Genomic DNA, 13,483 nt, shown 5'->3' with positions numbered 1-13,483 from the left:
ACTGTTGCCGCGAGGCGACCGGGCTCACCGCCTTCGCCTTCCGGGGACTCGCCTTCCTAGGGGACTGCCTTCGCCCCCGCCCCCTCGCATTCGCCCCCGCCTCCACGCCACGGACCACGACGATTTCGGCGTCCGCTCCCGCCGTCCCGGCAGCGGCTTCCGCCACCCCCGGCGCGAGCCCGCCGTCGCGACCGTGACCTCCGACGCGGTGACCGTGACTCCGACTGTCAGTGGGGCGTGGCAGGATCGGGGTCGTGGCAGAGACAGCATCGAAGAAGACCGACAAGACCTCCGGGAACACCTCCGGCGGAGACCGTCCACGGCTGATGCTGATGGACGGGCACTCGCTGGCCTACCGCGCGTTCTTCGCGCTGCCCGCGGAGAACTTCACGACCGCGACGGGCCAGCCGACGAACGCGATCTACGGCTTCGCGTCGATGCTGGCCAACACCCTGCGCGACGAGGCGCCCACGCACTTCGCGGTGGCCTTCGACGTGTCCCGCAAGACCTGGCGCTCCGAGGAGTTCACCGAGTACAAGGCGAACCGCTCCAAGACCCCGGACGAGTTCAAGGGCCAGGTCGAGCTGATCGGCGAGCTGCTCGACACGATGCACGTGTCCCGGTTCGCGGTCGACGGCTTCGAGGCCGACGACGTCATCGCCACGCTCGCTACCCAGGCCGAGGCCGAGGGCTTCGACGTGCTGATCGTCACCGGCGACCGGGACTCGTTCCAGCTGGTGTCCGACCACACCACGGTGCTGTACCCGACGAAGGGCGTCTCCGAGCTGACCCGGTTCACTCCGGAGAAGGTCGTCGAGAAGTACGGGTTGACGCCCGCCCAGTACCCCGACTTCGCGGCACTGCGCGGCGACCCGTCCGACAACCTCCCGGGCATCCCCGGCGTCGGCGAGAAGACCGCCGCGAAGTGGATCAACCAGTTCGGTTCCTTCACGGAGTTGGTGGAGCGTGTCGACGAGGTCAAGGGCAAGGCCGGGCAGAACCTCCGCGACCACCTGGACGCGGTCAAGCTCAACCGCCGCCTGACCGAGATGGTCAAGGACGTCGAGCTGCCCAAGACGGTCCTCGACCTGGAGCGCGCTCCGTACGACCGCACCGCCCTCGCGATGGTTCTCGACACCCTGGAGATCCGCAACCCCTCGCTGCGCGAGCGCCTCCTGGCCGTCGACCCGGGCAACGAGGAGGCCGACGCGACCCCGCTCGCCGAGAGCGGTGTGGCGGTCGACGGCTCGGTCCTCGGCACCGGCGAACTGACCGGCTGGCTGGCCGACTACGGCACCGAGCCCCTCGGTGTCGCCACCGTCGACACCTGGGCGCTCGGCTCGGGTTCGGTGACCGAGGTCGCGCTCGCCACCGCCGGGGGAGCGGCCGCCTGGTTCGACCCCGCCGAGCTGGACGAGAGCGACGAGAACGCGTTCGCGGCCTGGCTGTCCGACGCCGACCGCCCCAAGGTGTTCCACAACGCCAAGGGCGCGATGCGGGTCTTCGCCGAGCACGGCTGGACGATCGCCGGCATCTCGATGGACACCGCGCTCGCCGCCTACCTGGTCAAGCCCGGCCGCCGCTCCTTCGACCTGGACGCGCTGTCCCTGGAGTACCTGGGCCGTGAACTGGCTCCCGCCGCCACGGCAGACGGGCAGCTCGCCTTCGGCGCGGACGACGGCGCCGAGGCGGACGCCCTGATGGTGCAGGCCCGCGCGATCCTCGACCTGGGCGACGCCTTCGGGGAGCGCCTCCAGGAGGTCGGCGCGGCAGACCTGCTCCGTGACATGGAGCTGCCGACCTCGATTCTGCTGGCCCGCCTGGAGCGGTCCGGCATCGCGGCCGACAAGGCACACCTCGAAGCGATGGAGCAGATGTTCGCCGGCGCCGTCCAGCAGGCGGTGAAGGAGGCGCACGCGGCGGCCGGGCACGAGTTCAACCTCGGCTCGCCCAAGCAGCTCCAGGAAGTCCTCTTCGGCGAACTCGGCCTGCCCAAGACCAAGAAGACGAAGACCGGCTACACGACGGACGCGGACGCGCTGGCCTGGCTGGCCAACCAGACCGAGAACGAACTGCCGGTCATCATGCTCCGCCACCGCGAACAGGCGAAGCTGCGCGTCACCGTAGAGGGCCTGATCAAGACGGTCGCGACGGACGGCCGCATCCACACCACGTTCAACCAGACGGTGGCGGCGACCGGCCGCCTCTCCTCGACGGACCCGAACCTGCAGAACATCCCGGTCCGCACGGACGAGGGCAGGGCGATCCGCAGGGGCTTCGTGGTGGGCGAGGGCTACGAGTCCCTGATGACGGCGGACTACAGCCAGATCGAGCTCCGCGTGATGGCCCATCTCTCCGAGGACGAGGGCCTGTTGGAGGCGTTCACCTCGGGCGAGGACCTGCACACCACGGTCGCCTCCCAGGTGTTCTCGGTCGAGGGTTCCGCGGTCGACGCGGAGATGCGCCGCAAGATCAAGGCGATGTCGTACGGCCTCGCCTACGGCCTGTCCGCCTTCGGCCTCTCCCAGCAGCTGAACATCGACGCGGGCGAGGCGCGGGTCATGATGGACACGTACTTCGAGCGCTTCGGCGGCGTACGGGACTACCTGCGCCGCGCGGTCGACGAGGCGAGGGCGACGGGCTACACGGCGACCCTCTTCGGCCGCCGCCGTTACCTCCCCGACCTCAACAGCGACAACCGCCAGCGCCGCGAGGCCGCCGAGCGGATGGCACTCAACGCCCCGATCCAGGGCACCGCGGCGGACATCGTCAAGATGGCCATGCTCAAGGTCGACACCGCCCTGCGCGAGGCCGACCTCAAGTCCCGCATGCTCCTCCAGGTCCACGACGAAATCGTCCTGGAGATCGCCCCCGGGGAACGAACGGCCACCGAGGAACTCGTCCGCCACGCGATGGCCGGCGCGGTCCACCTCCGGGCACCCCTGGACGTCTCGGTGGGCGTGGGCCCGGACTGGGAGTCGGCCGCGCACTAGCCGCCTCCGGCGGTCGGGCGGGGGTTGTGCGGGGGGTATCTCCGGCCGGGGGGTGTGTGCCGGCCGGGGTGGGGTGGTGGGCGACGGGGAACTGCGGCTTGGCTCCGTGGCCGCGGGGGTGCGACTCGTCCCCTCGCGGGCCCGCTCTGGAGTCCACCCGCACGACATCCCGTCGCAACGGCGAGCACCCACTGCAACGCATCCGGCGGTGCCAAACCCACACTCGCCCGTCCCAGGCCGCCCGCAGGGCACCACACCGCGTCCCGCCCCCGGCGGTGCGGCACTCAGCCCCGCCTGTCCGGGCTGCCCGCAGGGGGCACGGCACCGCTCCACACCCACCCCGCCCGGCACACACCCCCGCCCACACAAACTCCGCCCAACCCCCGGAGGGCCCGTCACCCGCGTGGCCCCGCCGGAAGCGCCCCCCGCCCCCGGCGACCGTAAGGATGCGGGCATGGGTATACGCATGCTCCATCGCCGGACGGGTCGGGTGCGGACTCAGATACAGGCAGCGGGTGCCGCTGCCGCGCAGGGTGCGCTTCGACCGCCGGTTCCGGCCTTCGCGGTCGGCGCAAGCACCGCCCGCATCCCCGCCGACCTCGCGATGGCCGTCCAGCACACGGCCGCAGGACTCCGGCGCCGCCTCACGTTCCGGGACGACACGGCCGTAGACCCCCGAGAGCAAGCCAGACATCCGCAAGGGCCCGCCATCACGCCCACCGGCACCCCGGTCTGGCGACTCTGGGCCGATCTGGGGCGCAGCTACCTGGACCTCGTCCTCAGCCGGCTCCCGAGGTCACCCTCCGCGCACACCATGACGGTGTTCATCGCGACCCCGCCGGACGGCTCCGCTCCGCGCTGACCCCGTCCGGGTCGCCGGGCGCCCCCGTTGCCGCCGGACGCCACACGCGGACGCCGACCGCGTACAGAAGCACGCCCAGCACCAGTCCCGCCCCCGCGCCGAAGCACACGGTCGGGATCAGGTCCCAGGGGGTTGCCGTCGAGCCCCAGTAGGCCCACCAGGTCGACGCCCGTTCCGCCGCCGCGACCAGGGCACAGGCGGCGAGGACGATCCCGGCCGCCCACCGGTCCCGTACCGACAGCTCGGGCACCCCCACCGGCTCGGCGGGCGGAACCCGTCGTAGCGCACGCACCACGAACACGGTGATCAGCAGCGCGCCGAGCGCCGAACTGCCGTACTGCAGGGCCGAGAAGAGGGGCCTGCCGCCCAACTCCCGGTCGAGGACGGGGAACAGGCGTACGCCCCACCGGTCGTGGTGGGTGAACGCGTCCCAGACGACGTGGGTCAGGCCGCCGAGCACCGCGGAGACGTACCACCACACCGCCAGAGTCGGGGTCGCACGCGCGCGTGGGGCGCCGCAGCGCAACAGGGTCGCCGTCCGGGGCCGGCGGGCGCGCGGGAGCAGGGCCACCAGGGGTTCGCGCAGGAGCAGCCACAGGCCGACCGTCGCCCAGGTGATCGCGACGTCGACCGTGAAGACGCCGGGGAAGGAGTGTGTGACCTCCCCGAACTCCATCGCTCCGGGGACCGCACTCGCCGCGTAGTACGTCATGTCGGGGGCGAAGGAACCCGCCACCAGCACCGCGGGTACGAGGCGGCCGCGCCCCCTTCCGTCGCCGCGCACGGCGGGCAGTACGGCGGCGGCATGACTCAAGGTGAACGGCAACGGGGCTCCCCGTAGGAGACATCGGCACATGGCCAAGCGGTGAATAACGGTCACCAACGGGTGCCCGTGCAAAGCAAGTTGTCGTAGGGTCGCCTGGGTCCCCGCGAGGGGCCCGCGGGCGGGCGGAGGCGGAGAACAGAAGTACACACCATCCGATAACGACCACGAGGGCAACCTGTGGGGCGGGTCGACCGTCACACCAGGCGCAGAGGCAACAGACAAGGACGGGCGCTCGGGCGTCCCTGGGAGGGGTTCACTCCATGACGGCGCATTTCGGCAGGCGGCTGCGCAAGGGTGCGGCGACGACGGCGGTGGCCGCGGCAGCGGTCGCGGCGCTGTCCGCGTCCCAGGCTCCGGCGGTGACCGGCGGCCACAGAACGCTCGCCACCGGCCAGGCGACGCCCGACGGGAGCACCGACCACAGCGCCACCGGAGACTCGCCGTACTACACGGACCTCCCGCCCCTCAGCAGCCCCAACCCGAGCCCGAGCGACAGCCAGTCACCGTCCATAGGGACCCCGGTTTCGGTGGGCGAGGCCGAGGCCGGCATCCCGGCGACCATCCTCGACGCCTACAAGAAGGCCGAGACCGAACTCGCCACCTCCAAGCCCGGCTGCAACCTGCCCTGGCAACTCCTCGCCGCCATCGGCAAGGTCGAGTCCGGCCAGGCCCGCGGCGGCCAGGTCGACGCGAACGGCACCACGACCTCCAAGATCCTGGGCCCCGCGCTCGACGGCAACGGCTTCGCGCTCATCAAGGACACCGACAACGGCCAGTACGACGGCAACAGCACGTACGACCAGGCCGTCGGACCCATGCAGTTCATCCCGTCCACCTGGGCCTGGGCGGGCCGCGACGGCAACGGCGACGGCAAGAAAGACCCCAACAACATCTACGACGCCGCGCTCGCCGCCGGCCACTACCTGTGCCGCAACGACTGGAACCTGTCGACCGACGCGGGCCTGCGCAGCGCGATCCTCAGCTACAACAACTCGACGGACTACCTGAACACGGTCCTGTCCTGGCTGGAGTACTACCGCAAGGGCACCCACTCGGTCCCGGACGGCACGGGCACCGTGCCGTCGGGCCGCAGCGACGACAACTCCCCGTCCAGTCCTACGACTCCGCCCTCGTCGTCGACTCCGAGCACCCCTTCCACGCCGAGCACACCGTCGACCCCCTCCACGCCGGGCACTCCGACGCCGACGCCCACCCCGACGCCCACGCCCACGCCGACCCCCACCGACACGGTGGCCAAGCTGGCGGACGCGGGTACGGCGAAGCTCACCGCGATGGCGGGCGACCAGTTCAGCAAGAAGATCAGCACCAGCGCCGAGACCTCGGCCGGCAAGGCTGTCGGCAAGGTCAGGATCCGGTTCACGATCCTCGGGACGACGGACGCCACGTTCGTCGGTGGCGAGAAGCTGGCCGCGGTCATCACCAACGCCTCCGGTGTGGCCGTCGCTCCCGCCCTCCAAGCCGGCGAGACCACCGGTGACTTCACCGTCCGCGCGACGGTCGTCGGCCGTACGGTCCCCGGTCTCGACTACGCGGCCAGCGTCACGCCGCGCGTCGCCGACACCCTGGTCCGCACCAGCACCACGGCGCTGACCTGCACTCCGGGTGGCGAGTTCGCCGACCAGGTCGAGGTGAAGGCCACGGAGAACGGCGCGGTCGCCGACAAGGTCGCCGCCACCGCGACCCTCATCAAGGCCGCCGACGACGCCACCGAGAACGACAAGGGCCCCTACTTCAAGGACGCGGACGGCAAGACCGTGCGCACCCTCACGGGCCTGGCCACGGACGCCGACGGCCTCCTCAAGCTGCCGAAGCTGTACGCCGACGACACCACCGGCACGTTCCTGCTCCGGATCACCACCACGGGCGGCGCGACCCTCACGGTCGAACTGACCGTCGCGGCGGCCGACACCTCCTCGTCCAGCCCGAGCGCGAGCCCGAGCCCGTCCGCGTCGCCGAGCGCGTAGTCCGGCTGCACGACCGTAGGACGAGGGCGCCCCTCCGCTTCGGCGGGCGGGCGCCTTCGTCGTGTCCGTGCGTCGTGCGTGTGCAACGTGTTCTCATCTCGCCCGTGCGTTGCTACGGTGCCGGACCTGACGACCTATCAGTTCCTGAATCCATTCGGTTTCTGTCTGTCGGGAGGCCGGCATGCGTGCCCTGATCGCCGCCACGACCGGACTCGTGCTCGCGTTCGCGCTGGTCCTGACCATCACCGCGATGGGTTCACCGATGGGCAGGACCTCCCCGAAACCGCTGCTGACGACGGTGCCCGCGCACCCGTAAACGCTTGCGCAAGCGTTTGACTCCCTGGGATGGAGGCCGAGATGCGCCGCAGAGCCAGCCTGATCCTGCTCGCCCTCGCCGTGTTCTTCACGACGCTGTCCCCGCTGCTGCGCTGGTACGCCTTCCCGCGGCTGGCCAAGATCCCGGCGAACCAGTACCAGGACATGGTCCTGGAGGCGAAGAACGCCACCCTCCTCGACTACGGCACCATGCAGGCCAAGACGGTCCCCAAGGTCACCATCGTGCAGACCCTCAAGGGCAACGTGGAGGCCGCCAAGAAGATCGACAAGACGGCGGGCCGGGACGTCGTCGTCTGGGACGGCCTGTCCTACGTCCAGGGCCCCGACGGCAAGATGGTCTCCTCCATCCCCGAGCGCTACATCTTCGACGCGCACACCCAGGACCCCGTCCACGCCACCGGCGAGATGGTCGACGGCGATCCGGTGAAACGGGACGGCATCGAGTTCAAGTGGCCGTTCCTGACGCAGAAACGGGACTACGAGTACTTCGACGCGCAGACCCGCACCACCAACCCCATCCACTACAAGGGCACCCAGAACTTCCGCGGCGTCAAGGTCTACTACTTCGAGCAGACCATCCCCTGGACCAAGGTCCCCTTCCCCAGGACCATGCCCGTGAAGGGCATCACCCCGGAGTCAGTCGCCAAGACGGGCACCACCCGCTGGTACACCACGGTCCGCAAGTTCTGGGTCGAACCCGTCACCGGAGCACCGGTCTACGGCGAGGAGCTCCACAAGGAGGAGCTGCGCGGCGGCACCCTCCTGGGCGGCCGGGACAAGGTGACGGCGTTCGCCGGCGACGTGAAGATGCGCGAGGACTACATCAAGCACACCGTCGCCCTGGTCAAGTCCAACCGCACCCTCGTCCTGCTGATGGTCTCCTACCTCCCCTGGGGCTTCCTGACCCTCGGCCTCCTCCTGCTGGCCCTCTCCCTCTACCTGGAGGCCCGCAGCAGGCGCCCTGGAGACCCCGCCCCCACCGAGGTCCACGAACCGGAACCGGTCACCGCCTGAGCCGCGCGTTCGTGAACCGCGTGGCCTCGGCGGCGGCCGGATCCTCGGGCCACGGATGCTTCGGATACCGCCCCCGCAACTCGGCCCGCACGCCCTTGTAGCCGTCCTTCCAGAAGGAAGCGAGATCGGCGGTGACGGCGGCGGGCCGCCCGGCGGGGGACAGCAGATGCACGAGCACCGGCACCCCGGCGACGGTCGGCGACTCGTGAAGTCCGAACATCTCCTGCAACTTGACGGCGAGCACGGGCTGTTCGGGATTCCCGTAGTCGATCCGGATCCTGGACCCACTCGGCACGAGAAACCGTTCCGGAGCCAACTCGTCCAACCGCCCCGCATCCCCCGAGGCCCACGGCAACAACCGCCGCAACCCCTGCCCCGCCTCGATCCGCCCCAGATCCCCCCGCCGCCGCGCCCGCCCCAACTCCGGCTCCAGCCACTCGTCCACACGCGCGTGGAGTGCGTCGTCGGACACATCGGGCCAAGGCTCCCCGGCATTCAAGTGCAGGAACGCCAGCCGCTGCCGCAGCACTTGAGCATCGGCGGACCACCGCAACAGCCCGAACCCCTCCTGCCGCAACCCCTCAACAAGCGCATCCCGTACGGCAACGGGGTCGGCGTCCCTCAGCGGCCGCACCGCCAACTCGACGGCCCCGAGCCGCTCGACGCGCCGGGCCACGACGTCTCCGTCGGCCCAGTGGACCTCGTCCGTCTCGCTGAGCAGCGCCCGGGCCGCGAACCGGGCGATGTCCTCGTCGACCACGGCTCCGAGCTGCACGCGTGCGTGTCCTTTGCCGATCGGCCGGTCCGCCACGGCGACGGCGATCCAGGGCGCGCCCCGGAGGGCACTGGCGTCACCGACCTCGGCACGGGTGCCGGAGACGAGGAGATGGGAACCACCGTCGGCTTTGGCGACGCGTTCGGGGTAGGCGAGGGCGGCGACGAGTCCGACGAGGGCGTCTTCGTTGTTTTTGACGTTCACCTCTGTCGGAACGGAGTCACGGGTGGCTGGGTGGGAAATCTCCCCTCCCACGGCCCGCAGCCGCCGAACCTCCGCCCGCCACCGACCGGCATAGGCGTCCCCTCCACGCCGGGCACTCCGCAAAGCCCCCGCGAGATCATCCCCGTACGACCGCGGCGCCTCCTCACTGAGCAGTGCGACAACCTCGGCGCCCGCTGCACCCGTGTCCAACAGGGCTCGCCCCAGCCGGGGATGCAGACCCAGCCGAGCCAACTGCACACCCCGTGACGTGGCCCGCCCATCGGGGTCGACCGCGCCCACGGCGGTCAGAACTCCCCGAGCCGCCGCCATCGCCCCGGAGGGAGGCACATCCAGCAACGCCAGCCCCGACGCCCCAGGATCCCCCCAGCACGCCGCCTGAAGCGCGAACGCCGTCAGATCGGCCACCTTGATCTCCGGCGCCGGAAATCGCGGCAGACGGGCATCCTCGGCCTCGGCCCAGCACCGGTACACCGCTCCCGGTGCCTCACGCCCGGCCCGCCCCGCCCGCTGCCGCCCCGCCGCCTGCGACGCCCGTACCGTCGCCAACGCGCTCAGCCCGCGCGCGTGATCGACCCGCGGCTCCCGCGCCAACCCCGAGTCGACGACCACCCGTACACCGGGAATCGTCAGCGAGGACTCCGCCACGGACGTCGCCAGCACCACCCGCCGCCGCGCCCCCGGCGACAGCACCGCGTCCTGTACGGCGGCCGGCGCCCGCCCGTGCACCTGGAGCACCTCGGCCCCGCTCAGGTCGCCCAACTGCCCTGCCACGCGCGCGATCTCCCCGACCCCGGGCAGAAAACACAGCACGTCCCCGTCCCGCTCGCCCAGCGCCCGCCGCACCGTCGACGCCACATGCGTGAGCAGCGCCGGGTCCACGCGCATCCCGTGCGGCGGCCGTACGGGACGTACCGGAGGCGTCCAGACGACCTCCACCGGGTACGCGACACCCTCCGCCTCGACCACCGGCGCATCGCCCAGGAGTCGGGCCCAGCCCTGCGCGTCGGTGGTCGCGGACGCCGCGACCAGCCGCAACTCGGGCCGCAGCGCCTCCCGTACGTCGATCAGGAAGGCGGCCACCGTGTCCGCGTCGAGGTGCCGCTCATGGCACTCGTCCAGGAGCACGGCGTCGACGCCCGCCAACTCCTGGTCGCGTTGCAGCCGTTGGAGCAGTACGCCGGTCGTGACGACCTCCACGCGTGCGTGCCGTCCGACGACCCGCTCGCCGCGCACGGTGTAGCCGATGCTCTCGCCGACCTTCTCGCCCAGCAGCCACGCCATGCGCCGGGCCGCCGCCCGCGCCGCGATCCGCCGCGGTTCGGCGACGACCACCCGCCGCGCGGGACCCTCGTTCCCCTCGCCGAGCAGCCCGGCCAGTGCGAGCGGCACCAGCGTCGTCTTGCCGGTGCCGGGCGGCGCGACGAGCACGGCGGCACCGCCCGCCTCCAGGGCGGCGTCAAGTCCGGGCAGGGCACTGCGGACGGGCAGCGCGTCGAGGGCGTCGTAGCGGATCACGACCCCAGTGTCGTACGCCGTGCGGAACGACCTCTACGCGCGCGTGCCCGCGTTCCGTCAGCTCCTCAGTGGTTCTACCGGTCGCGTTCGCACACGAAGATCGTCGTCCCGGGGATCAGGTTGCCGCGCAGGGGCGACCAGCCGCCCCACTCGGCGGTGTTCCAGGACGGCCACTCCGGCTCGACCAGGTCCACCAGGCGCAGGTCCGCCGCCACGATGTCCCGGACGCGGTCGCCGATCGTCCGGTGGTGTTCCACGTAGGCCGCGCTGCCGTCGTCGTTCTGCTCGACGTACGGCGTGCGGTCGAAGTAGGAGGCGGAGACCGTCAGGCCCTCGGGGCCCGGCTCGTCGGGGAACGCCCAGCGGATCGGGTGCGTGGTCGAGAAGACGAAACGGCCGCCGGGCCGCAGCACCCGGCGCACCTCGCGCAGCACCAGCACCGGGTCGGCGACGAACGGCAGCGCCCCGTACGCCGAGCAGGCCAGGTCGAAGGAGTTGTCCGCGAAGGGCAGCGCGCCCGCGTCGGCGCACACCAGAGGGAACGATCCGCCGATCCGGAGCGCGTGCTGGAGCTGGCGGTGGGAGAGGTCCAGGGCGACCGGGCGGGCACCCTGGGCGGTCAGCCAGCGCGAGCACTGGGCCGCGCCGGCGCCGATCTCCAGGACGTCCTTGCCCTTCAGCTCCTCGGGCGGGCCGAGGAGTTCGGCCTCCACCTCGTCGAGGCCCTCGGGGCCCCACACGAAGCGGTCGTCGCCGAGGAACGTGCCGTGTTCGACCTGGTAGTCGTCCGCGTTCCGGTCCCACCAGCCCCGGTTGGCCCGGGAACTCTCGGTGACGTCGGCATCACGTCGGGTGGCTTCCGGCTCGAACGCATCGGGCTCTTGGATGATCGGCTCCCTCGTCGTACTCTTCCGTCACCTCTACGGTGCGGCTGTCCCCGGCGGCGTCACTGAAGGGGTGGTTCAGGCCTGCGTGGCCTCGCGGGACACGTTTTGTGCCGGGTATGCGGCGATCCGCCCCGGGTGTGCGCCTTCGCGCATTGACCCTGCCTGGCTGCCCCCGTATGCTACAAGTTGCGCTGCGGGCCTGCGCACCTCAGACGTAGCAGGTTGCGCTCGCATCTGTATGTATGACCCCTCGGTTTTCGAGGCGCCACCGGACACCTGGTGTTCCGGATCGGCGCTTCCTTGGCTGTCCGGCCTTCTGCAGAGCGAAGCGAAAACGGCTCTCGGCGTGAGCAGTACCTACGACTTCAATGTCCGTACCGGAGCCCTTTCCCACATGACGAGCAGCACCGAGACCACCGCCACCACCCCGCAGGTTGCGGTCAACGACATCGGTGACGAGGAAGCATTCCTCGCCGCGATCGACGAGACGATCAAGTACTTCAACGATGGTGACATCGTCGATGGCGTCATCGTCAAGGTTGACCGGGACGAGGTTCTCCTCGACATCGGTTACAAGACCGAAGGTGTCATCCCGAGCCGCGAGCTCTCGATCAAGCACGACGTCGACCCGAACGAGGTCGTCAAGGTCGGCGACGAGATCGAAGCCCTTGTTCTCCAGAAGGAGGACAAGGAAGGCCGCCTGATCCTCTCGAAGAAGCGCGCACAGTACGAGCGCGCGTGGGGCACCATCGAGAAGATCAAGGAAGAGGACGGCATCGTCACCGGTACCGTCATCGAGGTCGTCAAGGGTGGACTCATCCTCGACATCGGCCTCCGTGGCTTCCTGCCGGCTTCTCTCGTCGAGATGCGTCGTGTCCGCGACCTCCAGCCCTACGTGGGCAAGGAGCTCGAAGCCAAGATCATCGAGCTGGACAAGAACCGCAACAACGTGGTCCTGTCCCGCCGTGCCTGGCTGGAGCAGACCCAGTCCGAGGTCCGCCAGACGTTCCTCACGACCCTTCAGAAGGGTCAGGTCCGCTCCGGTGTGGTCTCCTCGATCGTCAACTTCGGTGCCTTCGTGGACCTGGGTGGCGTCGACGGTCTGGTCCACGTCTCCGAGCTGTCCTGGAAGCACATCGACCACCCCTCCGAGGTTGTCGAGGTCGGCCAGGAAGTCACCGTCGAGGTCCTCGACGTCGACATGGACCGCGAGCGCGTCTCCCTGTCGCTGAAGGCGACCCAGGAAGACCCGTGGCAGCAGTTCGCCCGCACCCACCAGATCGGCCAGGTCGTGCCCGGCAAGGTCACGAAGCTGGTTCCGTTCGGTGCGTTCGTCCGCGTGGACGAGGGCATCGAGGGTCTGGTGCACATCTCCGAGCTGGCCGAGCGCCACGTGGAGATCCCGGAGCAGGTCGTCCAGGTCAACGACGAGATCTTCGTCAAGGTCATCGACATCGACCTTGAGCGTCGCCGGATCTCGCTGTCCCTGAAGCAGGCCAACGAGTCCTTCGGTGCGGACCCGGCCTCGGTCGAGTTCGACCCGACGCTCTACGGCATGGCTGCGTCGTACGACGACCAGGGCAACTACATCTACCCCGAGGGCTTCGACCCCGAGACCAACGACTGGCTCGAAGGTTACGAGACCCAGCGGGAGGCGTGGGAGCACCAGTACGCCGAGGCGCAGCAGCGCTTCGAGCAGCACCAGGCGCAGGTCATCAAGTCCCGCGAGGCCGACGCCCAGGCGGCGGCCGAGGGTGTCGACACCCCGGGTGCGGCTCCGGCCGCGGCCAGTGGTGGCGGCGGCGGTTCGTACTCCTCCGAGGGTGCGGACACCTCCGGTGCGCTGGCGTCGGACGAGGCGCTCGCTGCCCTGCGTGAGAAGCTGGCCGGCGGCCAGAGCTGATCACTGAGCAGTAGCTCTTGAACTGAGGGGCCGTACCTTTCGAGGTGCGGCCCCTCAGTCGTGTCCGGACGTACTTCGGCTGCGGATCCGTCGTGGCTGGTCGCGACCACGCGGCGGAGCCGCATATCGATACAGTCCCGCGCCCCTATAGGGGCGCGTTTT

The 13,483-nt window shown here is 70.4% G+C and carries 9 protein-coding genes; 6 read left to right on the top strand and 3 right to left on the bottom strand.

The window, feature by feature from the left end:
* Positions 1-254: 254 nt before the first annotated feature.
* Positions 255-2,993, top strand: coding sequence for a DNA polymerase I (polA, locus tag OG496_RS17355; protein ID WP_405971500.1), 2,739 nt, complete (start codon positions 255-257; stop codon positions 2,991-2,993).
* Positions 2,994-3,447: 454 nt separating this feature from the next.
* Positions 3,448-3,855 carry a hypothetical protein gene (locus tag OG496_RS17350; RefSeq protein ID WP_405971499.1) on the top strand — a complete coding sequence of 136 codons (408 nt, stop codon included), beginning with the start codon at positions 3,448-3,450 and terminating at the stop codon, positions 3,853-3,855.
* On the opposite strand, the gene OG496_RS17345 is transcribed toward OG496_RS17350, so the two are convergent.
* The gene (locus tag OG496_RS17345) at positions 3,818-4,681 is read right to left on the bottom strand and encodes a DUF4184 family protein (RefSeq protein ID WP_405971498.1); all 864 of its coding nucleotides are present in this window, start codon (positions 4,679-4,681) and stop codon (positions 3,818-3,820) included. The two genes, OG496_RS17350 and OG496_RS17345, sit on opposite strands and share 38 nt — an antisense overlap.
* Before the next feature lie 260 nt (positions 4,682-4,941).
* Between OG496_RS17345 and OG496_RS17340 the strand changes: the two genes are divergently transcribed.
* From OG496_RS17340 to OG496_RS17330, 3 genes are all read left to right on the top strand, one after another.
* Positions 4,942-6,666 carry a lytic transglycosylase domain-containing protein gene (locus tag OG496_RS17340; RefSeq protein WP_405971497.1) on the top strand — a complete coding sequence of 575 codons (1,725 nt, stop codon included), beginning with the start codon at positions 4,942-4,944 and terminating at the stop codon, positions 6,664-6,666.
* Between the two features lie 181 nt (positions 6,667-6,847).
* Positions 6,848-6,982, top strand: a complete 135-nt coding sequence (locus OG496_RS17335) for an SPW_0924 family protein (protein ID WP_366494138.1) — start codon at positions 6,848-6,850, stop codon at positions 6,980-6,982.
* A 41-nt stretch (positions 6,983-7,023) separates the two neighbouring features.
* Complete coding sequence (locus OG496_RS17330) at positions 7,024-8,016, top strand: DUF3068 domain-containing protein (protein WP_405971496.1); 993 nt, start codon at positions 7,024-7,026, stop codon at positions 8,014-8,016.
* On the opposite strand, the gene hrpB is transcribed toward OG496_RS17330, so the two are convergent.
* Together hrpB and OG496_RS17320 are read right to left on the bottom strand one after the other, a co-directional pair.
* Entirely contained in the window at positions 8,006-10,531 is a 2,526-nt protein-coding gene (gene hrpB, locus OG496_RS17325; protein ID WP_405971495.1) for an ATP-dependent helicase HrpB, read from the bottom strand. The two genes, OG496_RS17330 and hrpB, sit on opposite strands and share 11 nt — an antisense overlap.
* 74 nt (positions 10,532-10,605) lie before the next feature.
* Positions 10,606-11,421: a class I SAM-dependent methyltransferase gene (locus OG496_RS17320; RefSeq protein WP_366494405.1), complete on the bottom strand. Its 816-nt coding sequence runs from the start codon at positions 11,419-11,421 to the stop codon at positions 10,606-10,608.
* Positions 11,422-11,812: 391 nt separating this feature from the next.
* Here OG496_RS17320 and rpsA point away from each other — a divergent pair, with 391 nt between their 5' ends.
* The gene (gene rpsA / locus OG496_RS17315) at positions 11,813-13,321 is read left to right on the top strand and encodes a 30S ribosomal protein S1 (RefSeq protein ID WP_366494141.1); all 1,509 of its coding nucleotides are present in this window, start codon (positions 11,813-11,815) and stop codon (positions 13,319-13,321) included.
* Positions 13,322-13,483 lie beyond the last annotated feature (162 nt).

Source organism: Streptomyces sp. NBC_00988 (assembly GCF_045162645.1).
GTDB lineage: Bacteria > Actinomycetota > Actinomycetes > Streptomycetales > Streptomycetaceae > Streptomyces.
Note: the sequence above shows the minus strand (reverse complement) of the source record. Positions and strands in the feature narration are given on the sequence as shown.